We start from the raw sequence: 26945 nt of genomic DNA on the forward strand, positions 1-26945 counted from the left end.
GTCATGCTCAAGACCAAAACCACGAACGCCGAGGCGAAGGACGACGGCATCTATGTGTCGTTCGAGGGCGAAAAGGCGCCGGCCGAGCCGCAACGCTACGACCTCGTGCTGGTCGCCGTGGGCCGCTCGCCCAACGGCAAGAAGATCGGCGCGGACAAGGCGGGCGTAGCGGTGACGGATCGCGGCTTCATCGAAGTCGACAAGCAGATGCGCACCAACGTGCCGCACATCTTCGCGATCGGCGACGTGGTCGGCCAGCCGATGCTCGCGCACAAGGCCGTGCATGAAGGCCACGTGGCGGCGGAAGCGGCGCACGGCGAGAAGGCGTACTTCGACGCGCTGCAGATTCCTTCGGTAGCTTACACCGATCCGGAAGTGGCGTGGGCCGGCAAGACCGAAGACCAGTGCAAGGCCGAAGGCATCAAGTACGGCAAGGCGGTGTTCCCGTGGGCCGCTTCGGGCCGCGCGATCGCCAACGGCCGCGACGAAGGCTTCACGAAGCTGATCTTCGACGAAGAGACGCATCGCGTGATCGGCGGCGGCATCGTCGGCCTGAACGCGGGCGACCTCATCAGCGAAGTCTGCCTCGCGGTGGAAATGGGCGCGGATGCGACCGACATCGGCAAGACGATTCACCCGCACCCGACGCTGGGCGAGTCGATCGGCATGGCCGCCGAGCTGTACGAAGGCGTTTGTACCGACCTGCCGCCGCAGAAGAAGAAGTAAGTTCGTGCCGCGCCGCTCGTTGCGGCGCGCATGAAGAAACGGCGCACTCCGTGAGGGGTGCGCCGTTTGCTTTTGGGTCCTGCGGTATGTGCTACGAGAGGCGCCGGAGCGTAAAAAAGATTCCCGGTCGGCGACCGGGTAAGTGACATGCCGGGCGGCATGCCGGAGCGTTCAGGCCCGGCGCCGGTGCGCCGCTGCTTCAGCGCACGCACCGGATCAAGCTACAACCTTCAGACCGTCTTCTTGGCCGAGGCCGAAGCGGCAGCCGAGCGCGACGCCTGGGCCGCAGCCTTGCTCGCAGCAGCGGTGGCGGCGTTGAAGTTGCTTTCCGCCATTTCCACGGCTTGCTTCGTCGCCTTGTGGACCGTTTCGTAGGTCGTGTTGGCGGCGTTGATGGCCGACTTGATCACGGCGACTGCGGTTTCCGAGCCGGCCGGCGCATTCTTCGCGACGTTGTCGACGAGCGATTGAACCTTGCGGTTCTGCTCTTCGTAGTGGGCTTCGGCGACCTTCGCGAACTCAGCCTGGGTGGCCGAGGCGATTTCATACACATGACGGCCGTACGACAGCAGCTTTTCGGTCAGCGGCTGGGCATAGCTCGTTTGCAGGGCCAGGAATTCCTGCGCGTCCTTCACCGACAGTGCGCGCTGGGCCTGTTCCTGCGATTCCGCCAGATTCGAGCGGACGGCCTGAAGATTCAATTCGACGAGCTTTTCCACGCCTTCGAATGCCTTGCCGGTGAGGCCGAACAGCGTTTCGAGGTTGGCTTTCTGGGCAGCGGCGAATTGCTCAGGGGTCAGCAGACTCATGTTTACGCTCCTGTATGTCGGCGGCCTTCGTGGGTCGCCTGAAGTAAGTGGCACGGCGCTGGTGCTCTGTCACTCGCTTTGTGCGTCGCAACATTGATTCGATTTTAGGATGCCCCAGAAGAAAGTCAAGGCTTTTTGGTGCGTCGCACAATGTCGATAATTTATTATTAAACAATCACTTATGCCCCACGCATGGCGCAACCGCGACAACGCGCCAATGCCCCGTTGCGCGGGGTTCGCCGCGAGTTGGAGGAGGCTGCGCGAAGGGTGGGGCAAGCGCGCAAAGGCGGGTTCTGGCAAGATGCGGCATGGATCGCGTGACAGCGCCTATAGGATTTCACCTGGGTGCGTCCACCGAATTCCTGGATGGAACGTTAATGATCCATTGCGGTCGAACGCGCGTCGCGCGGCACGGCGGCACTGGTAGTCAGACAAATCTCACCTGTTTTTTTCCTCAGTTCAAGTTCCTACGACGAACGCCGTTAACGCAGCAAGCGCATTTTGCGTCTGCCGCAAACGTTTTCAGCAAGCGGCGTCGCGGCGAGAGGAGTGGCTTGGCAATTGTCTGACTCCATCGAATGCGGGAAGTGCATTGGCCTGCTCAATCGAAGGTCATACTTCGGTTTAATGAGCGCCTATAAGTGCTTCAATTTGCGAATTTTTCGTGGTTTTACTACACTTGGCGAACGATCCCGCCGCTCCATCAAGAACACCAATGAAATCCGACAAGCTCCTGTCGTTCTCACTGATGCCGTCGTCGGTTATCAGCACCGCATTGTCGGTTGCTGTATCCGTCGCGATCGGTGCGACGCTCGTGGCGCCTGAGGGCGCCTTTGCTGCGTCGCAAGACGCTGCACCGGCCAAAACGGCCAAGGTGAATAAAGCCAGCAAGAAGGTTGCGAAGGCCGAGCCGGAAACGGCCAGGGCCAGCAAGAAGGCGGGCGCAACCCGTACCGTCGCCGCCAAGGAAGACGATGCGCGTCCGGTGGCCAGGAAACGCCGCGTCACTTATACGATGAACGGTCGCCACCACTCGGCGGTGCGCCGTGTCGCGTTCGAACCGCGCCAGCCGAGCGTCGGTCAGGCGTTCGGTTTGCACGATTCGCCCGACTCGCTGATGCTGCGCTCGGGCGTGGGGTACGTGGTCGACCAGAACACCCTCGAGCCGCTGTTCGACAAGAACTCGCACGCCGTCGTGCCGATCGCCTCGATCTCGAAGCTCATGACCGCGATGGTCGTGCTCGACTCGAAGGCGTCGCTCTCGGAACCGATCGAAGTCACGGACGAAGACCGCGACTACGAGAAGAACACGGGCTCGCGTCTTTCGGTGGGCTCGGTGCTCTCGCGCGAGGACATGCTGCATATCGCGCTGATGGCGTCGGAAAACCGCGCGGCAGCGGCTCTCTCGCGCTATTACCCGGGCGGTCGTCCGGCATTCATCGCGGCAATGAACGCGAAGGCGAAGCAACTCGGCATGACCGATACGCACTTCGAGAATTCGACGGGGCTTACGAGCCGCAACGTCTCGACCGCGCGTGACCTCGTGAAGATGGTGAACGCGGCGTACCAGTACCCGATGATTCGCCAGTTCTCGACCGATCGCAGCTACGACGTGTTCACGGGCAAGCGCAATCTTGCCTACAACAGCACGAATGCGCTGGTGCGCAATGCATCGTGGGACATCGGCCTGCAGAAGACGGGCTTCATCAACGAAGCGGGTGAGTGCCTCGTCATGCAGACGACGATTCACAACCGTCCGGTGATCATGGTCCTGCTCGATTCGAGCGGCAAGTACTCGCGCTTCGCGGATGCAACGCGCGTGCGCACGTGGCTCGACAATGGCGGCGCCGACCAGCAGCCGCGCATTACGAGCGCCGACGCAGGCGGCGCTGGGACCTGATCTCCGCCTTTTCGGACTTACCCGACAAACGCCCCGCAACTGCGGGGCGTTTTGCTTTCTGGTGCGTGCCGTTCGTCCGATTTCGATCCGTAAGTCAGGCAGCAAGCCAAAAAAAAGCGGAGGGCACGCCTGCGCTCTTCCCGATTCTGCTGCGCCCTGCCTTCAGGCGGGCTGCGCGTTGCCTTCAGCAGGCTCCGGGTGATAGCCGAGCGACTCTGAAATCGTCAGCGCCGTCTTGCTCAACTGGCCGAGCCACGAATCCTGCAGGCGATCCGCGGGCGCCGAGAGCGAAAGACCTGCCACCAGCTTGCCGGTGTCGTCGTAGATGCCGGCAGCGATGCAGCGCACGCCCAGTTCGAGCTCTTCGTTATCACGTGCGCAGAATTGCTGGCGTACGTGAGCGAGTTCGCGCTCGAGGCGTCCGAGGTCGGTAATGCTGTTGCGCGTGTGGCCCGACAGGCCGGTGCGTGTGGCGTACGCGCGCACGCGGTTCGCTTCGTCGGCGGCAAGAAAGAGCTTGCCGACCGAAGTGAGGTGCAGCGGAGCCCGGCCGCCAATGGCGCGTACCACCTGCATGCCTGAACGCTCCGAATAGGCGCGTTCGATATAGACGATCTCGTCGCCCTGACGCACGGAGAGGTTGACGGTCTGACCCGTGAGACGGTGCAGTTCGCGCATCGGCGTAAGCGCCGCGTCACGTACCGAAAGCCGCGCTTTCACGAGGTTGCCGAGTTCGAGCAACCGCATGCCGAGCCGGTAAGTGCCGGGATCGGAGCGGTCGACGAGACGGCAACTCACCATATCGTTCAGGATGCGGTGCGCAGTCGAAGGATGCAGTTCGGTGCGCTGCGCAAGCTCCTTCAGGCTGACAGGGTCGCTGTGCGCGGCCAGCGCGTCCAGCAGGCGCATCATGCGCTCGATCACCTGAATCGAGGTCTTCGGATCTGGATGGGTGTCGCTCATGAGTTCAGATTCGTTTGACGCGTGAGGCGGAAAATGCATTGTATCTCGTATCGTGAAAAAAGTAAGCGCCAGGACCAAGGCTCGCGCTGCACTGCGGCATCGCGGGCGGCCGGCGTGGGCGATGCCGACCGGCGTTGGTCCCGGCGGCGAAACAGCGGATAATCGGGGACGGTTTTCACGAGGAGTCCCCATGCGAGTCGGTTTGTTCGTCACCTGCCTCATCGACACGATGCGTCCGGAAATTGGTTTTTCGACGCTCAAATTGCTCGAAGAGGCGGGCTATGAAGTGGTCGTGCCGTCCGCGCAAACCTGCTGCGGCCAGCCGGCCTACAACTCCGGCGAGCGCGCCATTGCGCGCGATCTCGCGGAAAAGACGCTGCGCGAATTCGAGCAGTTCGACTATCTCGTCGTCCCTTCGGGTTCGTGCGGCGGGATGATCCGCGTGCACTACGGCGATCTGTTTCGCGACGACCCGGAATTGATGGCGCGCTATGGCAAGTTGCGCGAGCGCGTCTACGAACTCACGGATTTCCTCGTGAACGTCGCAAAGATCACGCTGCCGCAAGGGGAGTTCAGCGGGCCGGTGACGTATCACGACTCGTGTTCGGGGCTGCGTGAACTTGGGGTCAAGGCGCAGCCGCGCGCGCTGCTCGCCCAGCGCGGCATCGAAGTGCGCGAGATGAAGGACTGCGAGCACTGCTGCGGCTTCGGCGGCACCTTTGCGGTGAAGTATGGCGACATCTCGACGGCCATTGCAGACGAGAAATGCGCGAATGTTCAGGCGAGCGGCACGGGCGCGGTGGTGCTCGGCGATCTCGGCTGCATGTTGAATATCGAAGGGCGTTTGCGCCGCACCGGCGACACCGCCACGTGCGTGCTGCACATTGCGCAAGTACTGGCCGGCGACGTGTGATGCACCGCCGGCTGCCGCCGCTCGTTTCGCACGGCATGTGCATCTAGACGCAATACTTAGCCCCAGACCTCGCCGAACATCGCTCAACCTCGCCCTCACGCCATGCAAGTCCAATCGATGCAGTTCAAGGCGCGCGCCGGTCAGAAGCTGGCCGATCAGCGTCTGCAGCACAACCTCAAGAAGCTCTCGACCAAGTTCGTCTCGGCGCGCGCCGAGGCGATCACCGCGATCGATTTCCCCGCCACGCGCGCGGCACTCAAGGCGCGGCGCAACCGTGCACTCGAAAATCTCGACGTTTGGCTCGAGCAGTTCGAGACCGAGGCGACGCGGCGCGGCGTGACCGTCCTGTACGCGGAAACGGCGCAAGATGCGGCTAAGCTGGTCGCGGACATCGCGCGGCGCCACGACGTGCGCAAGGTCATCAAGACCAAGTCGATGGTCTCGGAGGAGATGCGGCTCAATACGGTGCTCGCGGAGATGGGTGTGCAGTCCATCGAGACCGATCTGGGCGAGTACATCCTGCAGATCAACGACAACGAGCCGCCGAGCCACATCATTGCGCCCGTCGTCCACAAGGACAAGGACGAGATCGCCGATCTCTTCGCGAAGACGCACGACAAGCCGCGCCTGACCGAAATTCCCGACATGACCCGCGAGGCGCGCGAAGTCCTGCGCCCGCATTTTCTTTCGGCGGACATGGGCGTGACGGGCGGCAACTTCCTCGTCGCGGAAACCGGCTCGGTCGTGCTGGTCACCAACGAGGGCAACGAGGGCATGTGCACCGTGATGCCGCGCGTGCATGTGGCGGTGACGGGCATCGAGAAGGTGCTGCCTACGCTCGAAGACCTCGCCACCGCGATGCGTCTGTTGCCGCGTTCGGCAACGGGGCAGGCCACGTCGAACTACTTCTCGGTTCTCACGGGCCCGCGTGGACCCGAGGACCAGGACGGCCCCGAGCACATGTACGTCGTGCTCGTGGACGGCGGCCGCACCGGCCTGATCGGCGGCGAATTTCAGGAGATGCTGCGCTGCATCCGTTGCGGGGCGTGTATGAACCACTGCCCGGTCTATCAGAAGGTGGGCGGCCACGCGTATGGCTGGGTCTACCCCGGTCCGATGGGCTCTGTGCTCACGCCAGGCTACGTCGGCATCGAAAAGACACTCGATCTGCCGCAGGCCGCTACGCTGTGTGGCGAATGCAATAGCGTCTGCCCGGTGGGCATCCCGCTTTCGGACCTGCTGCGCAAACTGCGCGAGAAGCAGACGGAGCGGCATCTGCGTCCGTGGCGCGAGCGTGCGGCGCTGGCAGCCTGGGGCTGGCTCGCGCTACACCCAACCGCGTACGCGCTGCTCACCAAACTCGAGGTGCGGATACTCGAGCGCATGGGCGGGCAGACAAGGCTCATTCGAAAGCTGCCATTCGCGCGCGGCTGGACCAACGGGCGCGACATGCCCGCACCGGTCGGGCGCACGTTTCGCGAGTTGTACGCGGCACGGCACACGCATCTGGACACGACAAGGCGCCCCGAACAGGCCTGACACTCCCAGATCGGTCAAGTCCAGGTTGCCGACTATTTAAGCTGGCGCAACAGTGTGTTCGTCCGGACCGGGTTTTTCCTGATTGCGACTCTCTATATCATCTCGACTGGCGATAGTGCGTCCGCACCTGTCGCTTCACAGTCGATAGAGAGTCGCATCATGAGAAAGAAAATAACGGTGTACTGGCCGCTGGCGCTGATCGTGCCGCTCGCGGTGATCGCATGGATCCATGCATGGAAGACCGCCGAGCAGCAAATGCCGCTCGCCGCCGATCAGGTTACGGCAGAACTCGCGCGCGCCGTGTCTTATGGTCTCGTGGGCAGCGAAGGCAAGACGCCGGTGAAGGCGATGAACGGCATCGCAACGCTGCCGCGCTCGAACGCGATCTGAGGATCGCGCTGGCGCCAACGCGCCGCGCAGCGCGTACCTCGTGCGCTTTGTATAATTTGAGATTCGCCGTCGCGCGCTGAACGCCTCTCGCTGCCCAGCCCCCACGAATGAAAAAGGTTTCCGTCTGCTTCGTTTGTCTTGGCAATATCTGCCGCTCGCCCACGGCCGAGGCCGTGATGCTGCGTCTCGTCGACGAGGCGGGGCTGGCCGGGCGCGTCGAGATCGATTCGGCAGGCACGGGTGACTGGCATATCGGCGAGGCGCCGGACGAGCGCGCCCAGCGCGCGGGCGGTCTGCGCGGCTACGCGCTCGCGGCGTTGCGCGCCAGGCAGATCGCCGCCGACGATTTTCGCCGTTTCGACCTGATCGTGGCGATGGACGACGCCAACGTCACCGCGCTTCAGGGCGTCTGCCCGGCGAGCGAGCGCGACAAGATCCGCCTGCTGATGGAATTCGCGCCGCAGGCGGAAACGCGCGTGGTGGTCGATCCCTATTTCGGCGGCGACGCGGGCTTCGAAATGGTGCTCGATCAATGCGAGGCCGCCTGCGCGGGCCTGCTCGCCGCCTTGCGTCCGCAACTGGCGGATTGAGATGAGCGGCGCGAATCCGCCGAACGTGGAAATCGCGCCATTTTTTGCGATTCGCTGCGCACCTAATAACCCAGATCGCGACGTTGATACTTGACTAAACTAGTCATGTATTTATACTTGACGAAAATTGTCGAGAATTGCGGTTCCCATACATCATGAGACTCACCACCAAAGGCCGTTTCGCCGTCACGGCGATGATTGACCTGGCACTGCGCCAGGAGCAGGGCCCGGTGACGCTTGCGGGTATCAGCCAGCGGCAGCACATCTCGCTGTCGTACCTCGAACAGCTGTTCGGCAAGCTGCGCCGTCATGAAATCGTCGAATCGGTCCGTGGGCCGGGCGGCGGGTACAACCTCGCGCGCCGCGCGGAGGACGTCACGGTCGCGGACATCATCATCGCCGTGGACGAGCCGCTCGACGCCACCCAGTGCGGCGGCAAGGGCGCCTGCGAGGGCACCAAGCAGCACGACGGCCACTGCATGACGCACGAACTCTGGTCGACGCTGAACCAGAAAATGGTCGAGTACCTCGATTCGGTGTCGCTCAAGGATCTGGTGGACAAGCAGCGCGCCCGCGAAGGCGCCGCGCCCGCCGTCCTGCGCGATCGCCGCACCGAGGCGCCGGCGGTGGAGCCGGTCAGGGCGATGCCGCTGGGTCCGAACTCGATCTTCAACATGGCGGGCTCGTAAGTCCTTCGAGCGCCGCCAGAAAGCCGCAGTTGGCAATACACAGTACAGCGCAGCACACAAGATTCCCCGGAGCGATAGATGAATAACGACATTCCCCACCTGCCCATTTACATGGACTACAGCGCGACGACCCCCGTCGACCCGCGCGTGGTGGACAAGATGATTCCGTATCTGCGCGAGCAGTTCGGCAATCCGGCGTCGCGCAGCCACGCCTATGGCTGGGATGCCGAGCGCGCCGTCGAAGAGGCGCGCGAGCAGGTCGCCGCGCTCGTCAACGCCGACCCGCGCGAAATCATCTGGACCTCCGGCGCGACCGAATCGGACAACCTCGCGATCAAGGGTGCCGCGCACTTCTACAAGAGCAAGGGCAAGCACATCATCACGGTGAAGACCGAGCACAAGGCCGTGCTCGACACCTGCCGCGAGCTCGAGCGCGAAGGCTACGAAGTCACGTATCTGGACGTCAAGGACGACGGCCTGATCGACCTCGAAGCGTTCAAGGCCGCACTGCGCCCCGACACGATCCTCGTTTCCGTCATGCACGTGAACAACGAGATCGGCGTGATCCAGGACATCGCGACGATCGGCGAAATCTGCCGGGAGAAAGGCATCATTTTCCACGTCGACGCTGCGCAATCGACGGGCAAGGCGCCCATCGACCTGCAAAAGCTCAAGGTCGACCTGATGTCGTTCTCGGCGCACAAGACCTACGGCCCGAAGGGCATCGGCGCGCTGTACGTGCGCCGCAAGCCGCGCGTGCGCATCGAAGCGCAGATGCACGGCGGCGGCCACGAGCGCGGCATGCGCTCGGGCACGCTGGCCACGCACCAGATCGTCGGCATGGGCGAAGCCTTCCGCATCGCGCGTGAAGAGATGGCCACGGAAAACGAGCGCGTGCGCATGCTGCGCGACAAGCTCCTGCGCGGCCTGAAGGAAATCGAAGAAACCTACGTGAACGGCGACATGGAACAGCGTGTCCCGCACAACCTGAACATCAGCTTCAACTTCGTCGAAGGCGAGTCGCTGATCATGGCGGTGAAGGACGTGGCGGTGTCGTCGGGTTCGGCGTGCACGTCCGCATCGCTCGAGCCGTCGTACGTGCTGCGCGCGCTCGGCCGCAACGACGAACTGGCGCACAGCTCGATCCGCTTCACGGTGGGCCGCTTCACGACGGAGCAGGACGTGGATTACGTGATCAACCTGCTGAAGACGAAGATCGCCAAGCTGCGCGAGCTTTCGCCGCTGTGGGAAATGCATCAGGACGGCATCGATCTGTCGACCATCCAGTGGGCAGCGCACTGAGCCAGGCGGCGAAGTCAGCAGCGAACAACGACCCGGCCGCAGCGCAAGAGCAGTCAACTATCAGTCAACTGCGTGCAGCGCGGCAAACACGAATTGAAGGAGTGTGATCATGGCATATAGCGACAAGGTTCTGGACCACTACGAAAACCCGCGTAACGTCGGCTCGTTCGCCAAGGACGACGACGCAGTGGGCACCGGTATGGTCGGCGCGCCGGCGTGCGGCGACGTGATGAAGCTGCAGATCCGCGTGGGCGCGGACGGCGTGATCGAAGACGCGAAGTTCAAGACCTACGGCTGCGGCTCGGCGATCGCGTCGAGTTCGCTCGTGACCGAGTGGGTGAAGGGCAAGACGCTCGACCAGGCGCTCGACATCAAGAACACGCAGATCGCCGAAGAACTGGCGCTGCCGCCGGTGAAGATCCACTGCTCGATTCTCGCGGAAGACGCGATCAAGGCAGCGGTTGCCGACTATCGCCAGCGTCACACGACCGAAGCGAAGGCCGACGCGGCGTAAAGCGCAGCGCTGCGGCGTAGTAGATGCAGGACGGCGCCGGACCGGAAAGTTCGGTGCTCTGGACTAACGATTCTGGATGCAGCAGGGTTGCGTCGCGACGCGAGGGAAGGCAAAAGCCCAACTGGCGGCGCGAGGCGCGGCGAAGATGCTATGGCAATTACGTTGACTGAAAAAGCGGCACAGCACGTGCAAAAGTACCTGACCCGTCGCGGCAAGGGCGTGGGCCTGCGTCTTGGCGTGCGCACCACGGGCTGCTCGGGCCTCGCGTACAAGCTCGAGTACGTCGACGAACTCGCGCCCGAGGACAACGTCTTCGAGAGCCACGGCGTGAAGGTCATCGTCGACCCGAAGAGTCTCGCCTATATCGACGGCACGCAGCTCGACTTCGTGCGTGAAGGCCTGAACGAGGGCTTCCGGTTCAACAACCCGAACGTGAAGGACGAGTGCGGCTGCGGCGAGTCCTTCCGCGTTTGAGCCCGCGTCGAGCGGTGAAAAGGCGGCCTGTGCCGCCTTTTTGATTTTGACGGCCCGCTGGTTGGCCCTCTCAGCCCTTCACAGCTCCACAAGAACGTTCCAGCCGATGAACACGCCTTCCACGCCTTCCCGGTCGCTCTCCGACAGCCACTTCGTGCTGTTCGGCCTGCCCGAGCAGTTCGCGATCGATGCGAACGCGCTCGACCATGCCTACCGCACGGTGCAGGCGCAGGTGCATCCCGACCGCTTCGCCGCGGCCGGAGAAGCGCAAAAGCGCATCGCCATGCAATGGGCCACGCGTACGAACGAGGCGTATCAGACGCTGCGCGATCCGCTCAAGCGCGCGAAGTATCTGCTGCATCTGCGCGGCATCGACGTTGGCGCGGAGAACAACACAGCGATGGAGCCTGCGTTCCTCATGCAGCAGATGGAGTGGCGCGAGGCGATCGAAGACGCGGTCGGCGCGAAGAACATCGATGCGCTCGATGCACTCGCGGGCGAGCTGCGCGACGACGAACGCGTGCGCTTCACGAAGCTCGCGGCGCTGCTCGACAGCGGCTCGAATCAGCCCGCAGCCGAGGCCGTGCGCCAGCTCATGTTCATCGAGCGCGTGGCGGGCGAAATCGACTTGCAGATCGCGCGGCTCGAAGGCTGAAACCGGGCGCGCAAACGCATATCGGGCGCCTGGCGCCCATCAGGTTAAAAAGCAGATCACACAGATGGCCTTACTGCAAATCTCCGAACCCGGCATGGCGCCGGCGCCGCATCAGCGGCGACTCGCCGTCGGCATCGACCTCGGCACGACGAACTCGCTGGTCGCCGCGGTGCGCAGCGGCGTGCCCGACGTGCTGCCCGACGAAGACGGGCACGTGCTGTTGCCCTCCGTCGTGCGCTATCTCGCGAACGGCGGCCGCCGCATCGGCCGCACGGCGAAGGCGCAAGCCGCGACCGACCCGCGTAACACGATCGTGTCGGTCAAGCGCTTCATGGGCCGCGGCAAGTCCGAGGTCGAAGGCGCGGCCAACGCGCCGTACGACTTCGTCGACGCGCCGGGCATGGTGCAAATCCAGACGATCGACGGCGTGAAGAGCCCCGTCGAAGTCTCGGCGGAAATTCTCGCGACGCTGCGCCAGCGCGCCGAAGACACGCTCGGCGACGAACTCGTCGGCGCCGTCATCACGGTGCCGGCGTATTTCGACGAAGCGCAGCGCCAGGCGACCAAGGACGCCGCGCGTCTCGCCGGCCTGAACGTGCTGCGTCTGCTCAACGAGCCGACCGCGGCGGCGATCGCGTACGGGCTCGACAACGGCGCCGAAGGCCTCTACGCGGTCTACGACCTCGGCGGCGGCACCTTCGACCTGTCGATCCTCAAGCTCACGAAGGGCGTGTTCGAAGTGCTGGCGGCCGGCGGCGATTCGGCGCTCGGCGGCGACGATTTCGACCATGCGCTCTTTGCCTGGGCGCTGGAGCAGTCCGGCATCGAGCGCGCGGCGCTCGCGCCCGAAGACGTGCGTCTGTTGCTCGACCGCGTGCGCGATGCGAAGGAAGCGCTCTCGTCGGCGCCCGACGCGCGCATCGAGGCGACGCTGTCGAGCGGCCGGCAGATCGCGCTGACGATCGACGAGCCGCGCTTCGAAGCGCTCACGCAAGCGCTCGTGCAGCGCACGCTCACGCCGACGAAGAAGGCGCTGCGCGACGCGAAGGTGGCCGCGAAGGACGTGAAGGGCGTGGTGCTGGTCGGCGGCGCGACGCGCATGCCCGTGATTCGCCGCGCCGTGGAGCAGCACTTCGGCCAGGCGCCGCTCACGAATCTGGACCCCGATCAGGTCGTCGCGCTGGGCGCGGCGATCCAGGCCGACCTGCTGGCGGGCAACCGCGGCGGCGAAGACGACTGGCTGCTGCTCGACGTCATTCCGCTGTCGCTCGGCGTGGAGACGATGGGTGGCCTCGTCGAGAAGATCATCCCGCGCAATTCGACCATTCCGGTCGCGCGTGCGCAGGACTTCACGACCTTCAAGGACGGCCAGACGGCCATGGCGATTCACGTCGTGCAGGGCGAGCGCGAGCTCGTCGCCGACTGCCGCTCGCTCGCCCGTTTCGAGCTGCGCGGCATTCCGCCGATGGCGGCGGGCGCGGCGCGCATTCGCGTGACTTACCAGGTGGATGCGGACGGTCTCTTGTCCGTGTTCGCGCGCGAGCAGATCTCTGGCGTGGAAGCCTCGGTGGTGGTGAAGCCGTCGTACGGCCTTGCCGACGACGACGTGGCCCGCATGCTCGAAGACAGCTTCAAGACCGCCGAAGTCGACATGCGCGCCCGCGCGCTGCGCGAGGCACAGGTCGAGGCGCAACGCATCATCGAAGCGACGAACGCCGCTTTGGGCGCCGATGGCGAATTGCTCGACGAAGCCGAGCGCGCGCAAGTGGACGCTTTGATCGCCGCGCTCGCGCAAGTCGCACAGGGCGAGGACGCGGGTGCGATCGAAGCCGCCACCAAGGCATTGTCCGAAGGCACCGACGAGTTTGCCGCGCGCCGGATGGACAAGGGCATCAAGCGCGCGCTGGCGGGCAAGAAGCTCGACGAGATCGGCTAAAAGCTCGGCCAGGAACGGGCCTACAGCCTCAACAGCTTAAAGGCGAATGCGTCGTTAGCAAACGGCGCACGCGTGCGTGCTTTCCCGATGTGGCTGAGCGCGCACCGACAGTAGAATGGGCACATGCCGCCGTCGGAGGCGGGGCATGCGCCCGATATGAAAGTTATTGGATACGGAAATCACAATGCCTCAAATCGTGGTGCTGCCCCATGTCGAACTGTGCCCTGAAGGCGCGGTCATCGACGCCAAACCGGGTGAGAGCGTGTGCGACGCGCTGCTCGAACACGGTATCGAAATCGAGCACGCATGCGAAAAGTCGTGCGCCTGCACGACCTGCCACGTGATCGTGCGCGAAGGTTTCGATGCGCTCGTGCCTTCAGAGGAAGACGAAGACGATCTCCTCGACAAGGCGTGGGGCCTCGAGCCGACGTCGCGGCTGTCGTGTCAGGCCATCGTGCCGGAGAACGACGACCTGGTGGTCGAGATTCCGCGTTACTCGATCAACCACGCGAAAGAAAACCACTGAGCCACTGAACACCAGGAGGAGCGCGCAGCCATGAAATGGACCGATACGCAGGACATCGCGATGGCCTTGACGGACACCCATCCCGAAGTGGATCCGCAGTACGTGCGCTTCACCGATCTGCACCGCTGGATCACCCAGCTCGACGGTTTCGACGACGACCCCGAGCGCTCGAACGAGAAGATTCTCGAAGCGATCCAGGCCGCGTGGATCGAAGACGCGGACTACTGATTCCCGGTACGCCCGGCAGGCAGACGAGAAAAAGGCGATTTGCCAGTGCGGCAAATCGCCTTTTTTATTGCGCGGCCAGCGTGAGTGCAATCATCCCGCGACCAGCGTGCCGTTCTCCACACGCACGCGCTCGCCTTGCTGGAACGGCGGCGCTTCGTGATACGTGAAGTAGCGCATCTTGCCGTTCTCCATGCGCACGCGCACCGAATAACTGGTCGTGCTGCGCAGGTGTTTTTCGACCGAGTTGCCGGCGAAGCCGCCACCCAGTGCGCCGAGCAGCGTCATGGCCGTACGGCCGTTACCCGAGCCGAACTGGTTGCCGACCACGCCACCGGCTACCGCGCCGCCGACTGCGCCGATACCGGTGCCGTGGCCTTCATGCTTGACCTCGGAAATCGCGACGACCGTGCCACAAGTCGAACAAGCGGGGTGGGCCGGCGGCGCTTCCTGGGCGTATTGCTGCTGCGCAGGTTGCGCCGGCTGGACAGGCTGCTGACCATACTGCTGCTGCGCCGGGGCGACGGGCACGGCCGCCTGCTGTTCAGGCTGTGCCGGCGCCTCTTGCGGCTCGGCGGGCGCATTCTGCCCGTTCTGCGCATACTGCGAGGCCTGCACCGGCTTCGTCGAGTCGACCACCTGCGGCTGTGAAGCCGTCATGGCCGTCTGACCCGTCTGAACCTGGGCGCTCTGTTCGGCGGTGCTGGAAGCTTTCGGGAAAACGCCGGTGATGGCCGCTGTGGCCGCAAGGCTCGCGACGATGACGGCTGCCGCCGCGGTTGCTATCAGCGGATGGAGGCGGCGTTTCGGTGTGGTCGGATCGGTTGTGTTCATGACAGGCTCCGTCTTTGGCAGAGTTGGCTCTCTTGTAAGAACCAGTTTGAGCCAATCCAGGTCTGTGAGCGTTTCATTTTGTAACCCTCGCGATGGGTGCGGGCCGACGCCGAGGGCGTGGGCGTCGGGCAGCGTTGCGCAGCGCGGTTTTCCACGGGGGCGCAATCGACGTACCCATCCCGGCAGCTGCGCTCGCCGGCAGATTTTACCGATGGTTACAAACGCATGCGCTGAAAGGCCCGAAAGAAACGGGGCGCATACGGTGTCAACCGCATGCGCCCCGTCATGTCAGGCAGGGGTCTGCTTAGTCTTCGCGGCGCAGATGCGGGAACAGGATCACGTCGCGGATGCTTGCGCTGTCCGTGAGCAGCATGATCAGACGGTCGATGCCGATGCCGCAGCCGCCCGTCGGAGGCATGCCGTATTCGAGCGCGCGGATGTAATCGGCGTCATAGAACATCGCTTCTTCGTCGCCGGCGTCCTTTTGCTCGACCTGCTTCTTGAAGCGCGCGGCCTGGTCTTCCGGATCGTTCAGCTCCGAGAAGCCGTTGGCGATCTCGCGGCCCGTGATGAACAGTTCGAAGCGCTCGGTGATGCCCGGCAGCGTGTCCGAGGCGCGCGCGAGCGGCGAGACTTCGACGGGGTAGTCGATGATGTAGGTCGGTTCCCACAGCTGCGACTCGGCCGTCTCTTCGAAGAGCGCCAGTTGCAGCGAGCCCACGCCTGCGTTCAGGAAGGCCGGCTGGTTCGCGTCCACGCCGAACTTCTTGAGTTCCGTGCGCAGGAAGACGGCGTCGGCAAGTTGCTCGTTCGTGTATTGCGGCGCGTACTTCTGGATCGCCTGCACGATCGTCAAGCGATGGAACGGCTTCGAGAGGTCGAGTTCACGGCCCTGATACGTCAGCACGGCGGTGCCGCTCGCGTCGATGGCGGCCTGGCGGATCAGCTGCTCGGTGAAGTCCATGAGCCATGCGTAGTCGGTGTACGCGGCGTAGAACTCCATCATCGTGAATTCCGGATTGTGACGCGGCGAAACGCCTTCGTTACGGAAGTTCCGGTTGATCTCGAACACGCGTTCGAAGCCGCCCACGATCAAGCGCTTCAGATACAGCTCGGGCGCGATGCGCATGAACATCTGCATGTCGAGCGCGTTGTGGTGCGTGACGAACGGCTTGGCCGCCGCGCCGCCCGGGATCGGGTGCAGCATCGGCGTTTCGACTTCCATGAAGCCCGAGTCGGCCATGAAGCGGCGCACCGAGGAAATCGCCTTGGTGCGCGCCTGGAAGGTCTGACGCGCTTCCGGCGTGACGATCAGGTCGACATAGCGCTGGCGATAGCGCATTTCCTGGTCGGCGAGGCCGTGGAACTTGTCGGGCAGCGGGCGCAGCGCCTTCGAGAGCAGACGCAATTCCGTGCAGCGCACCGAAAGCTCGCCCTTGTTGGTGCGGAACAGCACGCCCTTGGCCGCGACGATGTCACCGAGGTCCCACTTCTTGAACGCGTCGTAGGTGGCCTCGCCCACGTCGGCGGGCGTGATGAAGAACTGGATCTGGCCCGAGCCGTCGCGTACCGTGGCAAAGCTCGCCTTGCCCATCACGCGCTTGAGCATCATGCGGCCGGCGATCGCCACTTCGAGCGGATTGGCCTCGAGCGCGTCCTTGTCGGTGTCGGCGTAATCGCGCGCCAGGTCGGCGGCGTGGTGGGTGGGGCGGAAGTCGTTCGGATAGGCGACGCCTGCCTCGCGCAGCGCGCGCAGTTTCTCGCGGCGCTCGGCGATGATCTGGTTGTCGTCGAGTTCGGGCGCGGCGCTGGGCGCGTTCTGCTGGGTCGGTTCGGTCATGATGGCTCGGAGTTCTTTGATTCGCAGGTGTTTCGGCGAGTTTTCGGGGCTGCGGCCCCGGCATGGTCCTTCGCGGGACACCGCGCGCATCGCGCGCAGATAAGTGGACTTCGGTTCCTGCTGCGCGTCGCGCGCCTCGCTCGAAGCGGGCGGCGCAGCAGGAGAGGGCGGCATGCGGTGAACTGCTGCGCCCGTAGCGTGCGGCAAGCTTACACGCCCTGTTTCAGGCTCGCGCTGATGAAGGCGTCGAGATCGCCGTCGAGCACGGCCTTGGTGTTGCTGATTTCGACGTTGGTGCGCAGATCCTTGATGCGGCTGTTGTCGAGCACGTAGGAGCGGATCTGGTGGCCCCAGCCCACGTCCGATTTGCCCGCTTCGAGCTTGTCCTGTTCGGACTGGCGCTTGCGCATTTCGGCTTCGTACAGGCGCGATTTCAGCATGGCCATGGCTTCGGCGCGGTTGCGGTGCTGCGAGCGGTCGTTCTGGCACTGCACGACGATGCCCGACGGGACATGCGTGATACGCACGGCGGAGTCGGTCTTGTTGATGTGTTGACCGCCCGCGCCCGAAGCGCGGTACGTGTCGATGCGCAGATCGGCCGGATTGACTTCGATTTCGAACGAGTCGTCGATCTCCGGATACACGAACACCGACGAGAACGACGTATGACGCCCGCCCGACGAGTCGAACGGCGACTTGCGCACGAGGCGGTGAATGCCGGTTTCGGTGCGCAGGAAGCCGTAGGCGTATTCGCCTTCGACCTTGATCGTCGCGCTCTTGATGCCGGCCACGTCGCCTTCGGACTCTTCGAGCACTTCGGTCTTGAAGCCCTTGCGTTCGCAGTAGCGCACGTACTGGCGCAGCAGCATGGACGCCCAGTCGCAGGCCTCGGTGCCGCCGGCGCCGGCCTGGATGTCGATGAACGCGTTGTTCGGATCGGCCGGATTCGCGAACATGCGGCGGAACTCGACGTCGGCTACGCGCGCTTCGATCGCGTGAGCGTCGGACTCGATGGAGACGAGCGTGTCCTCATCGCCTTCTTCGCGCGCCATTTCGAAGAGATCCTGGGTGTCGCGCGTGTCGTTCTCGATGCCGTCGAGCACGTGCACCACGCCCTCGAGCAGTTTCTTTTCCTTGCCGAGACCCTGGGCGTGTTTGGAGTCGTTCCAGACGTTGGGGTCTTCGAGTTCGCTGTTGACTTCGACGAGCCGTCGGGCTTTTACGTCGTAGTCAAAGATACCCCCGTAGCTCGCCCGCGCGCGTGCGCAGGTCCGCCAAAAGGGCTTCGATCGCGTTGAGACGTTCCGCTTCCATTTGTATCGTGATCCGGCGTGTAAAACATTGAATTATAGCCGATTGGACCCGGATCAAGGGCGGCGCGGGCGCTTCCGGCGGCCCGCGCTTTTCAGTGCAACGTGCAGTTCAAGGCGCGCTTAGAGCGCAGCGTGCTCCACCACGAGCTGCACGCGCGACACGCCATTCCAGGTGTCGCGCACGAGCCGGTAGGCGACCGTGGTGTGCTGCGGCAGCGATTCGGTGTGGTTGAACCAGATCGCGTTGAAGCGCTGGCGCCCGCGCAGCAGTTGCAGTTTGAGGTGCTTGTCCTTCACGAGCGCCTGCGAGGCCACCTCGAATTCCCCCGAAAACACGGGCGCCGGGAAGCCCTGGCCCCACACGGCGGCATCGAGCATCTCGACGAAATCGGGCGTGAAGTAGGCGTCTTCGAGATCGCCGTCGGTTTCGACGGTGCGCGCGAGCGCCTCTTCGGTGAGCCACTCGCGGCCCACGCGCTCGAAGGCGGCGGCAAAGCGCGGCACGTCGGCAGCGGCGATCGTCATGCCCGCGGCCATCGCGTGGCCGCCGAACTTCTGGATCAGACCGGGCTCGCGCTTGCTGATCAGATCGACCGCGTCGCGCAGATGGAAACCGGGGATCGAACGGCCCGAGCCCTTCACGAGCTCGCCGTCGTCGTCGGCAGGCGCGAAGGTGAACGAGGGGCGGTGAAAGCGCTCCTTGAGCCGTCCCGCGACGATGCCGATCACACCCTGGTGCCAGCTTTCGTTGAACAGCGTGAGCGTGGCCTTGCCTTGCGGATCGACGTCGGCGAGATCGGCGAGCGCCTGCTGCTGCATGCCGGCTTCGATCTCGCGGCGTTCGCGGTTCATGCCGTCGAGCTGCTGCGCAAGCTCCCAGGCGCGGCCCACGTCGTCGGTGGTCAGGCACTCGATGCCGAGCGACATGTCCGAGAGCCGGCCGGCCGCATTTAGGCGGGGGCCGAGCGCGAAGCCGAAGTCGAAGCCCGACGCGGTTTTCGCGTCGCGGCCCGCCGCGCGAAAGAGCGCGGCGATGCCCGGCTGCATGCGGCCGTTGCGCACGCGCTGCAAGCCTTGCGCGACGAGCACGCGGTTGTTGCAGTCGAGCTTCACGACGTCGGCGACGGTGCCGAGCGCGACGAGATCGAGCAGGCCGTCGAGACGTGGCTCGGGCTTGCCGTCGCTGAACGCGCCGCGCCTGCGCAGCTCCGCACGCAGCGCGAGCAGCGTGTAGAACATCACGCCCACGCCCGCGATGCACTTGCTCGGAAACTCGCAGCCCGGCTGGTTCGGGTTGACGATGGCGCGCGCGTCGGGGAGCGTGTCGCCGGGCAAGTGGTGGTCAGTCACGAGCACCTCGATGCCGAGCGCGTTGGCGGCTTCGACGCCTTCCACGCTGGCGATGCCGTTGTCCACCGTGATCAGGACGTCGGGTGGACCGCCCTTGCGTTGCGCGGCGAGTGCGACGATCTCGGGCGTGAGGCCGTAGCCATACTCGAAGCGGTTCGGCACCAGATAGTCGATCTGCGCGCCGAACATGCGCAGGCCGCGCACGGCCACGGCGCACGCCGTCGCGCCGTCGCAATCGTAGTCGGCGACCACGAGCATGCGGCACTCGGCTTCGAGCGCGTCGGCGAGCAGTTCGGCGGCCTCGTCGAGGCCCTTCATGCCGGTGGGCGGAATGAGGCGCGCGAGGCCGGTTTCGATCTCGTCGGGCTGGCAAACGCCGCGCGAGGCGTAGAGGCGCGCGAGCACCGGATGCAGGCCGTGGCGCACGAGCGCTTCGGTGTCGGCGGGCGAGCAGGCGCGGGTGACGATTCGGGTCATGCGTGAGCGCGGAAAAAAGAAGTCATTCGGGAATCATTCGATAAAAAGCGACGCGAACAGGCGGCGTCGCCAGAACTTGCGCAAATCGCCGCGCGTGATGGACAGCGTGACCGAGCCCGTGTCGCCGCATAGCGTCAGGTCGAGCGCGGCGAGCGCGCCCGTTTGCAGCGCCGTGAGCGCCGGCGCGAACCAGTCGCGCTCAAGTTGAGCGAACGCGGCGTTCCAGCGGCCCCAGTCCTGCTGGATGAAGGCCGCCGAGAACGGATCGAGCTCGACGAGCGTCGCTCCCGTGCCCGAACCGTTGTTGAGCGCGGCTGCGAGCGCGGCAAAGGTCGCGGGCGCGGCATCGACTTGCGCCTTCGCAGCGAGCGCCAGGCCGCGCGTGGCGGCCGCATCGGAGCGCACACGCGCATAGGGGCTCGTGACGGTGCGCAGCGCGCCCTGAGCGTGGAACCAGATCGAATTGACAGCGGGCAGACCGCGCGCTTCGCGTGCCTCGTTCACGGGATGCTCGAACCATGCCATCTGCACTTCGTTCTGCACCTTCATCCAGGCGCGCGAACGCTGGCCCGAATGGGCCTCGTGCGGCAGCCAGATCTCGATGTTGCGGCCGCTCGCGCGCAAGGGCGACGCGCCCGCGAGCGTGCCGAACGCTTCCGACGAGAGATACCAGCGCTGCGGCGTCGGCGCCTCGATGCGCACGCCCAGTTCTTCGATCAGCGGACGGGCGACAGTGTAGAGCGTGGCGGCGTCGGCGTCGGCGAGTTCGAGCGAGGCGGGGTCGATCAGCACCAGATGATCGTGCGCGATGCGCACGTGCACGGGCTGCACGCACGCCCAGGTGGCGTCGCCGGGCGTGCCGCCATCGGCGAGCAGCATGTAAGGCGCAAGCGGCGCTTCGTCGTCGGCGGCCGGCGCGGAGTTTGCGCGGTTCGCGCTCGCCGGACCGAGCGCGCCGAACTGGCGCGCGACCCAGCGCTCGTGCGGCAGCGTACGCTGGAAGTCCTCGCCGATCACCTGCTCGCCGAGTGTCGCGCGCGCAACCAGTTTCGCGAGCGCCGGGTATTCGAGGCCCGCGAGCGCGGTGGAGGCGGCCGCGGCGGACGGCAAGGCAAAGGGGACGAGAAGATGGAGTCGGTCGGCGGGCATGATGGTGCGCATTGTACTTCGGCGCTACGTGCGCCGGGCGGCCCTCGGGCGTGCCGCAACGGCATCGCCTCGACCCGTTATGCTGGTGCTGCGGCACTTGTGGGCGAATTGCGGCTCGAAGCAGAGGGCAGGCAAACGCCTCCCGGGGGCTACGGTTCTCACGCGGGAAAGTTCACGGGGAACTCCGTCGAATATCCGTGACCCGCCGCCAGTGTGGCAAACTTCGCGGTTGATCGCCGCCCGACCCGGCACGATATTCTCCGGCCGTCCGGCGCACTGGCCCCAGGGTCGATACGGCGCCGGAGCGCAACGAAGACGCAAAAGGATTCGCTTGAAACTTCCCTACGAATGGCAGATAGGCTGGCGCTACACCCGCGCCGGCAAACGCACGACCGGCAACGGGTTCATCTCGTTCATCGCGCTCATATCGATGTCGGGCATCGCGCTCGGCGTCGCGGCGCTGATCGTCGTGCTTTCGGTGATGAACGGCTTCCAGCGCGACGTGCGCGACCGCATGCTTTCCGTGCTTGCGCACATCGAGATTTTTTCGCCGACGGGCACGATGCCCGACTGGCAGCTCACCGCGAAAGAAGCGAAGACCAATCCTGAAGTCATTGGCGCGGCGCCTTACGTGGACGCCCAGGCGCTGCTCACGCGCGGCGACAGCGTGAACGGCGTTGCGCTGCGCGGCATCGAACCTTCCGAGGAGCCGCAGGTTTCGGACATCGGCCGGGAAATGAAGGCGGGCAGCCTGAACGACCTTACGCCCGGCAGCTTCGGCATCGTGCTCGGCGCCGATCTCGCTGTGAACCTGGGCGTGACGGTGGGCGACAAGGTCACGCTGGTCGCGCCCGAGGGTTCGATCACGCCGGCCGGCATGCTGCCGCGCTTGAAGCAGTTCACGGTGATGGGCGTATTCGAGTCGGGCCATTACGAGTACGACAGCACGCTCGCACTCACCAACATCCGCGACGCCGAAGTGCTTTATCGCTTAGGCGCGCCAAGCGGCGTGCGTCTGCGCTTGAAGGACATGCAGCGCGCGCCGGCGGTGGCGCGCCAGCTCGTGCATACGCTCTCGGGCGACCTCTATATCCGCGACTGGACGCAGCAGAACAAGACCTGGTTCTCGGCCGTGCAGATCGAAAAACGCATGATGTTCATCATTCTCACGCTCATCATCGCGGTCGCGGCGTTCAACCTCGTTTCGTCTCTCGTCATGACCGTCACCAACAAGCAGGCCGATATCGCGATCCTGCGCACGCTCGGCGCGCAGCCGGGCTCGATCATGAAGATCTTCGTCGTGCAGGGCGTGACGATCGGCTTCGTGGGCACGGCCATCGGCATTGCGCTCGGCTGCCTGATCGCGTGGAGCATTCCATGGAGCGTGCCGGCGATCGAGCATCTGCTCGGCATTCAGTTCCTGCCGCCTTCGGTTTATTTCATCAGCGAACTGCCTTCCGAACTCGTGGCTTCCGACGTGATCCGCATCGGCGTGATCGCCTTCGTGCTGTCCGCGCTCGCCACGCTCTATCCGAGCTGGCGCGCAGCCAAGGTTCGTCCCGCGGAGGCGCTGCGCTATGAATGACCGTCAATCGCTGATCGCCGCGGCAGGCGATTATCCGTACGTGCTCGAAGCGCACGGTGTCTCGAAGGTGTTTGGCCAGGGCCAGCTTGCTGTGCAGGTGCTGCACGACACCGATCTGAAAGTGAAGCGCGGCGAGAAGCTCGCTGTGGTGGGCGCGTCGGGCTCGGGCAAGAGCACGCTGCTGCACGTGCTCGGCGGACTCGACGAGCCGGGCGCGGGCAAGGTCTCGGTGCTCGGCAAGCCGTTCACCGAGCTGTCAGAGCGCGAGCGCAACGAACTGCGCAATCGGGCACTGGGCTTCGTCTATCAGTTCCACCATCTGCTGCCGGAGTTTTCGGCGCTCGACAACGTGGCGATGCCGTTGCGTATTCGCCGCATGACGCAGGAAGACGCGCGTGCCGAGGCGATGCAGATCCTCGATCGCGTGGGCCTCTCGCATCGCGCGCGCAACCGGCCGGGCGAACTGTCGGGCGGCGAGCGCCAGCGCGTGGCCATTGCGCGTGCGCTCGTGACGAAGCCCGCATGCGTGCTCGCCGACGAGCCCACGGGCAACCTCGACGGCGCGACAGCGGATAACGTCTTCAATCTGATGCTCGAACTCTCCGACCAGTTCGATACGAGTTTCGTGATCGTCACGCATGATCCCGACCTCGCGGCGCGCTGCGACCGCATCGTGCGCCTGCGCGACGGCATGTTGCACGAGGAACCGGTCGTACCGGTCTGAGCCTTCCCGCGAGCGAGCGCCATGTGGATCGACACGCACTGCCATCTCGATGCCGCCGAGTTCGACGCGGACCGCGACGCGGTCGCGTCGGCGGCGCGCGCGGCGGGTGTGTCGCGCATCGTGATCCCGGCGGTGGCGCGCGAGAACTTCGACGTGGTGCGCGCGCTCGCGCACCGCACCGAGGGCGCCGTCTACGCGCTCGGCATTCATCCGCTCTATACGCCGCAGGCGCGTGACGAAGACCTTGAAGTGCTGCGCCGCGAGATCGAGGCGAGTCTCGGTGATCCGCGCTTCGTCGGCATCGGCGAGATCGGACTCGATTACTTCGTGCCGGGCCTCGACGAGGCGCGGCAACAGCACTTCTACGATGCCCAGTTGCGCCTTGCGCGCGAGTTCGGCTTGCCGGCGATCTGCCATGTGCGCAAGTCGCAGGATCAGGTGCTCAAGGGGCTGCGCCGCAACGGCGTGAAAAGCGGCATCGCGCATGCGTTCAACGGCAGCTTCCAGCAGGCGCGTGCGTTCATCGATCAAGGGATGCATCTGGGCTTCGGCGGCAATGTGACGTTCGAGCGCGCGCTGCAGATCCGCAGGCTCGCGCAGCAGTTGCCGCTCGAGGCCATCGTCATGGAAACCGATGCGCCGGATATCTCGCCCGCCTGGCTTTATCGCGCGCGCAACACGCCCGACCAGGTGCCGCGCATCGGCGCCGTGCTCGCGGGCTTGAGGGGCTTGAGCCCCGAGGAGCTCGCACTTGGCACGACGGCTAACGCGGCGGCTGCGCTGCCGCGGCTCGCGCTTTCGTCTGCATAATCGTTTCCAGGGTGGCGTGCACAACGTGCATATAACGCGGCGCGGTTGACGCGGTCCGTGCATTCAGCCCCCTCGTTGCGAGGAGGCAGGATGCGGGCGATTTGGTGCGGGTTTGCGCTGGGCGTGATTGCCTTGCAGCGACAGGCGGCGTTGCCGGGGTGGGGGGCGTGGGTCGCGCTGGTTCTGGCAACCGTGCTCGGGGCCACGTGGGCGGCATGGGCGTTGGGCGGCGTGGCACCGGCGGACGAATCTCATGTCGGCCTGTCTTGCGGGCGACGCTGGCGCATGGCCAGCGGCTGGGCGGCGGTGTGGTTTGCGGCCGCATGCGCGGGCTTTGGCTATGCGGCGTGGCGGGCAGAAACACGGCTTGCCGAGGCGCTTCCCGCTGCCTGGCAGGCGCGCAACATCGCCATCAGCGGCTATATCTCCAGCTTGCCTTCCTACGGAGCGAACGGCGCAAGCTTCCTCTTTCGTGTCGAATCCTGGGAAACGCACAAGGCAGCCACGGCGCTGCCGCATTTGATTCAACTATCGTGGGTGGCGCGCGAGGCGCCGCTGCCGCCGCTCGTGCCCGGCGCACGCTGGCGCCTTGCCGTGCGGCTCAAACGCCCGCACGGCAACGGCAACTTCCGCCTGCGCGACACGCAGGCCGCGCTGCTCGCGCGCGGCGTGCGCGCCACCGGGTACGTGAGCGATCCCGGGCATGCGGTGCGTCTGCCCGTCGACGCCACCGGCGTAGGCGTGCGCATCGAGCGTGCGCGCGCCGCGCTGCGTGCGCGCATCGACGCAGTGCTCGGCGACGCACCGCATCGCGGCATCGTCATCGCGCTCGCCACCGGCGCACAGGACGCGATCAGCGACGCGGACAGGCGTCTCATGCGCAATACGGGCACGAGCCACCTGGTGGCGATCTCCGGGCTGCATCTCGCGTTCGTCGCGGGGCTCGCCGGGTGGGTCGCGGGCGCACTGTGGCGGCGCGCGCGCTGGCGCGGCGTCGATGCGCCACTCATCGTGCCGGCGCAAAAGGTTGCGGTGGCGGGAGCGCTGCTCGCGGCAGGAGTCTACGCCGCGCTCGCCGGCTTCAATGTGCCGGTGCAGCGCGCGCTCTGGATGCTGGCGGTCGTTGCGCTCGCGCTGTTCGCCGGGCGCGAGGTCGCGCGCTCGCACGTGCTGGCGTGGGCGCTCGGGCTCGTGCTGCTGCGCGATCCGTGGGCGGTGACGGCCGCAGGCTTCTGGCTTTCGTTTTGCGCGGTCGCGGCGATCCTCTTTGCGGCGAGCGGCGTGCCACGCTTGCACAGGGACGCGCCGCAGGATGCTAGCGCGGACGCCGCCGATCCGATGCGTGAGCGAACCGATCCATTCGCAGGGCCTGCTGCGCCCGAAGGCGCGGTTCGACGTCTTGCCGCCATGGCGCTTCCGCCTGATGACTGGCGTGGGGCGATGCGACGTCTTGCGTCACGCCTTGGCGATAGCGCCCGCGTGCAGTGGGCCGTGACCCTGGCGCTCGCGCCCCTCACTGCGTACTGGTTCGCGCAAATACCGCTCATCGGCCCACTGGCCAATGCCTTTGCGATTCCCTGGGTGAGCATGCTCGTCGCGCCGCTCGTGATCGCGAGCGCCGCGATGCCCGCGCCGGTCGACGCACTCGCGCTGCGCGCGGCGCATACCTGCCTCGACTGGCTGGTTGTGGCGCTGAGCGCGCTGGAGGGCCTGCCGTGGGCGGTTTTACGGCTGCCGCAACCCGGAGCGTGGCCGCTCGCGTGCGCTGCAGTGGGCGTCGTCTGGTGGCTTGCGCCACGCGGTTGGCCAATGCGCTGGATCGCACCGTTCACATGGCTACCGTTACTGGTGCCTGCGCCCACGGGGCCGCCGCCGGGCGCTTTCCGGCTCACGGCGCTCGACATCGGCCAAGGCACCTCGGTGCTGGTCGAGACGGCCCGGCATCGCCTGCTGTTCGACGCGGGCCCGGGCCCCGAGTCGACGCAGGCGGGCGAGCGCATTGTCGTGCCGTATCTGCAGGCGCATGGCATAGGGCGCCTCGATGCGCTGATGATCAGCCACGACGACTCCGATCATTCGGGCGGCGCGCAAGCCGTGTTCGACGGTGTCGACGTCGAGGCATTTGTGGCGGGCATCCTGCCCGCGCATCCGCTGTGGGCGAGCGCACGCACAAGGGGCGCGCAGACCGTGCGGTGCGCCGCCGGCCAGCGCTGGCGGTGGGACGGCGTCGACTTCGAGGTGCTCTGGCCCGACCCCGGGCCGCTCGCGGGCAAACCCAATGCGCATTGCTGCGTCCTGCGGGTGACGACGGCGGCAAGCGTTGCGCCCGAGGCACAAGACGGTCGGGTCTCCGCGCTGATCGCCGCCGACATCGAAGCGGGCGTCGAGCGCACGCTGGTCGCGCGCGACCCCGAGCGGTTGCGCGCGCAGGTGCTGGTCGTGCCGCATCACGGCAGCCGCTCCTCGTCGACTGAACCGTTCCTCGATTCTGTCTGGCCGCTCGTCGCGATATTTCAGGTAGGCTATCTGAACCGCTTTCATCACCCGCATCCGGGCGTCTACGCGCGCTACGCGGGCCGCCACATCGTGCTCGCGCGCAGCGACGCGGACGGCGCCGCGCGCGTCGAGGCGCGGCCCGGCGCACTTGCCGTCGAGCGCTTTCGCGACACGCAGCGGCGCTACTGGATGGACCCGCCGACGCAGGACTGACGC

The 26945-nt window shown here is 65.5% G+C and carries 25 protein-coding genes; 18 read left to right on the forward strand and 7 right to left on the reverse strand.

The genetic code is table 11. The features are described from left to right. On the forward strand, positions 1-726 hold a 726-nt coding region (locus BFD71_RS17095), incomplete at its 5' end, for a dihydrolipoyl dehydrogenase family protein (protein WP_141710706.1). Positions 727-956: 230 nt separating this feature from the next. Here the strand turns inward: BFD71_RS17095 and BFD71_RS17100 are convergent. Next, entirely contained in the window at positions 957-1535 is a 579-nt protein-coding gene (locus tag BFD71_RS17100; RefSeq protein ID WP_069265519.1) for a phasin family protein, read from the reverse strand. Positions 1536-2250: 715 nt separating this feature from the next. On the opposite strand from BFD71_RS17100, the gene pbpG reads away from it, so the two are divergent. Further along, complete coding sequence (pbpG, locus tag BFD71_RS17105) at positions 2251-3435, forward strand: D-alanyl-D-alanine endopeptidase (RefSeq protein WP_069265520.1); 1185 nt, start codon at positions 2251-2253, stop codon at positions 3433-3435. A gap of 162 nt (positions 3436-3597) precedes the next feature. Here the strand turns inward: pbpG and BFD71_RS17110 are convergent, their stop codons facing one another. Then, complete coding sequence (locus BFD71_RS17110; protein ID WP_028210073.1) at positions 3598-4398, reverse strand: IclR family transcriptional regulator; 801 nt, start codon at positions 4396-4398, stop codon at positions 3598-3600. Between the two features lie 190 nt (positions 4399-4588). Here BFD71_RS17110 and BFD71_RS17115 point away from each other — a divergent pair, with 190 nt between their 5' ends. The 12 genes from BFD71_RS17115 to iscX all read left to right on the forward strand — a co-directional run bounded on the left by BFD71_RS17115 (position 4589) and on the right by iscX (position 14154). Then, positions 4589-5311, forward strand: a complete 723-nt coding sequence (locus tag BFD71_RS17115) for a (Fe-S)-binding protein (protein ID WP_069265521.1) — start codon at positions 4589-4591, stop codon at positions 5309-5311. Between the two features lie 102 nt (positions 5312-5413). Further along, complete coding sequence (locus BFD71_RS17120; protein ID WP_069265522.1) at positions 5414-6850, forward strand: lactate utilization protein B; 1437 nt, start codon at positions 5414-5416, stop codon at positions 6848-6850. A 159-nt stretch (positions 6851-7009) separates the two neighbouring features. Next, positions 7010-7240, forward strand: coding sequence for a hypothetical protein (locus BFD71_RS17125; RefSeq protein ID WP_069265523.1), 231 nt, complete (start codon positions 7010-7012; stop codon positions 7238-7240). 107 nt (positions 7241-7347) lie between these two features. Next, the gene (locus BFD71_RS17130) at positions 7348-7830 is read left to right on the forward strand and encodes a low molecular weight protein-tyrosine-phosphatase (protein ID WP_069265524.1); all 483 of its coding nucleotides are present in this window, start codon (positions 7348-7350) and stop codon (positions 7828-7830) included. Positions 7831-7985: 155 nt separating this feature from the next. Continuing rightward, positions 7986-8519, forward strand: coding sequence for a Fe-S cluster assembly transcriptional regulator IscR (iscR, locus tag BFD71_RS17135; RefSeq protein ID WP_069265525.1), 534 nt, complete (start codon positions 7986-7988; stop codon positions 8517-8519). 78 nt (positions 8520-8597) lie between these two features. Continuing rightward, complete coding sequence (locus BFD71_RS17140; RefSeq protein ID WP_069265526.1) at positions 8598-9821, forward strand: IscS subfamily cysteine desulfurase; 1224 nt, start codon at positions 8598-8600, stop codon at positions 9819-9821. 109 nt (positions 9822-9930) lie between these two features. Beyond that, a complete protein-coding gene (gene iscU, locus BFD71_RS17145; protein WP_028216879.1) occupies positions 9931-10335 on the forward strand; it encodes a Fe-S cluster assembly scaffold IscU in 405 nt (134 codons plus the stop codon). Positions 10336-10485: 150 nt separating this feature from the next. After that, a complete protein-coding gene (gene iscA / locus BFD71_RS17150; protein WP_028210067.1) occupies positions 10486-10809 on the forward strand; it encodes an iron-sulfur cluster assembly protein IscA in 324 nt (107 codons plus the stop codon). 106 nt (positions 10810-10915) lie between these two features. Then, positions 10916-11464: a Fe-S protein assembly co-chaperone HscB gene (hscB, locus tag BFD71_RS17155; protein WP_069265527.1), complete on the forward strand. Its 549-nt coding sequence runs from the start codon at positions 10916-10918 to the stop codon at positions 11462-11464. A 64-nt stretch (positions 11465-11528) separates the two neighbouring features. Next, the gene (gene hscA, locus BFD71_RS17160; protein WP_069265528.1) at positions 11529-13400 is read left to right on the forward strand and encodes a Fe-S protein assembly chaperone HscA; all 1872 of its coding nucleotides are present in this window, start codon (positions 11529-11531) and stop codon (positions 13398-13400) included. Positions 13401-13584: 184 nt separating this feature from the next. After that, positions 13585-13926, forward strand: a complete 342-nt coding sequence (gene fdx, locus BFD71_RS17165; protein WP_069265529.1) for an ISC system 2Fe-2S type ferredoxin — start codon at positions 13585-13587, stop codon at positions 13924-13926. Positions 13927-13956: 30 nt separating this feature from the next. After that, positions 13957-14154 carry a Fe-S cluster assembly protein IscX gene (iscX, locus tag BFD71_RS17170; RefSeq protein ID WP_028204168.1) on the forward strand — a complete coding sequence of 66 codons (198 nt, stop codon included), beginning with the start codon at positions 13957-13959 and terminating at the stop codon, positions 14152-14154. Between the two features lie 90 nt (positions 14155-14244). Here iscX and BFD71_RS17175 read toward each other — a convergent pair whose 3' ends face one another. The 5 genes from BFD71_RS17175 to BFD71_RS17200 form a co-directional block, all read right to left on the reverse strand. Continuing rightward, positions 14245-14985 (reverse strand): glycine zipper 2TM domain-containing protein, encoded by a 741-nt coding sequence (locus BFD71_RS17175; RefSeq protein WP_069265530.1) that lies wholly within the window; start codon positions 14983-14985, stop codon positions 14245-14247. A 304-nt stretch (positions 14986-15289) separates the two neighbouring features. Continuing rightward, entirely contained in the window at positions 15290-16825 is a 1536-nt protein-coding gene (gene lysS, locus BFD71_RS17180) for a lysine--tRNA ligase (protein WP_069265728.1), read from the reverse strand. A 209-nt stretch (positions 16826-17034) separates the two neighbouring features. Further along, positions 17035-18139, reverse strand: a protein-coding gene (prfB, locus tag BFD71_RS17185; protein WP_133181445.1) for a peptide chain release factor 2 whose coding sequence is annotated in 2 segments (ribosomal slippage) — positions 17035-18057 and positions 18059-18139 — 1104 coding nt in all. Because the reading frame shifts where the segments join, the coding sequence is not laid out codon by codon here. A 119-nt stretch (positions 18140-18258) separates the two neighbouring features. Further along, positions 18259-19965, reverse strand: coding sequence for a single-stranded-DNA-specific exonuclease RecJ (gene recJ / locus BFD71_RS17195; protein ID WP_069265531.1), 1707 nt, complete (start codon positions 19963-19965; stop codon positions 18259-18261). A gap of 33 nt (positions 19966-19998) precedes the next feature. Further along, positions 19999-21126 carry a regulator gene (locus BFD71_RS17200; RefSeq protein ID WP_069265532.1) on the reverse strand — a complete coding sequence of 376 codons (1128 nt, stop codon included), beginning with the start codon at positions 21124-21126 and terminating at the stop codon, positions 19999-20001. 319 nt (positions 21127-21445) lie between these two features. Here BFD71_RS17200 and BFD71_RS17205 point away from each other — a divergent pair, with 319 nt between their 5' ends. From BFD71_RS17205 to BFD71_RS17220, 4 genes are all read left to right on the forward strand, one after another. Then, positions 21446-22699 carry a lipoprotein-releasing ABC transporter permease subunit gene (locus BFD71_RS17205; RefSeq protein ID WP_069265533.1) on the forward strand — a complete coding sequence of 418 codons (1254 nt, stop codon included), beginning with the start codon at positions 21446-21448 and terminating at the stop codon, positions 22697-22699. Continuing rightward, entirely contained in the window at positions 22692-23423 is a 732-nt protein-coding gene (gene lolD, locus BFD71_RS17210; RefSeq protein ID WP_069265534.1) for a lipoprotein-releasing ABC transporter ATP-binding protein LolD, read from the forward strand. Before BFD71_RS17205 ends, lolD begins: the two co-directional genes overlap by 8 nt. Positions 23424-23444: 21 nt before the next feature. Then, a complete protein-coding gene (locus BFD71_RS17215) occupies positions 23445-24233 on the forward strand; it encodes a TatD family hydrolase (RefSeq protein WP_069265535.1) in 789 nt (262 codons plus the stop codon). A gap of 90 nt (positions 24234-24323) precedes the next feature. Continuing rightward, the gene (locus BFD71_RS17220; protein ID WP_069265536.1) at positions 24324-26942 is read left to right on the forward strand and encodes a ComEC/Rec2 family competence protein; all 2619 of its coding nucleotides are present in this window, start codon (positions 24324-24326) and stop codon (positions 26940-26942) included. Positions 26943-26945: the final 3 nt, after the last annotated feature.

This window comes from Paraburkholderia nodosa, assembly GCF_001718195.1.
Classification (GTDB): Bacteria; Pseudomonadota; Gammaproteobacteria; order Burkholderiales; family Burkholderiaceae; genus Paraburkholderia; species Paraburkholderia nodosa_A.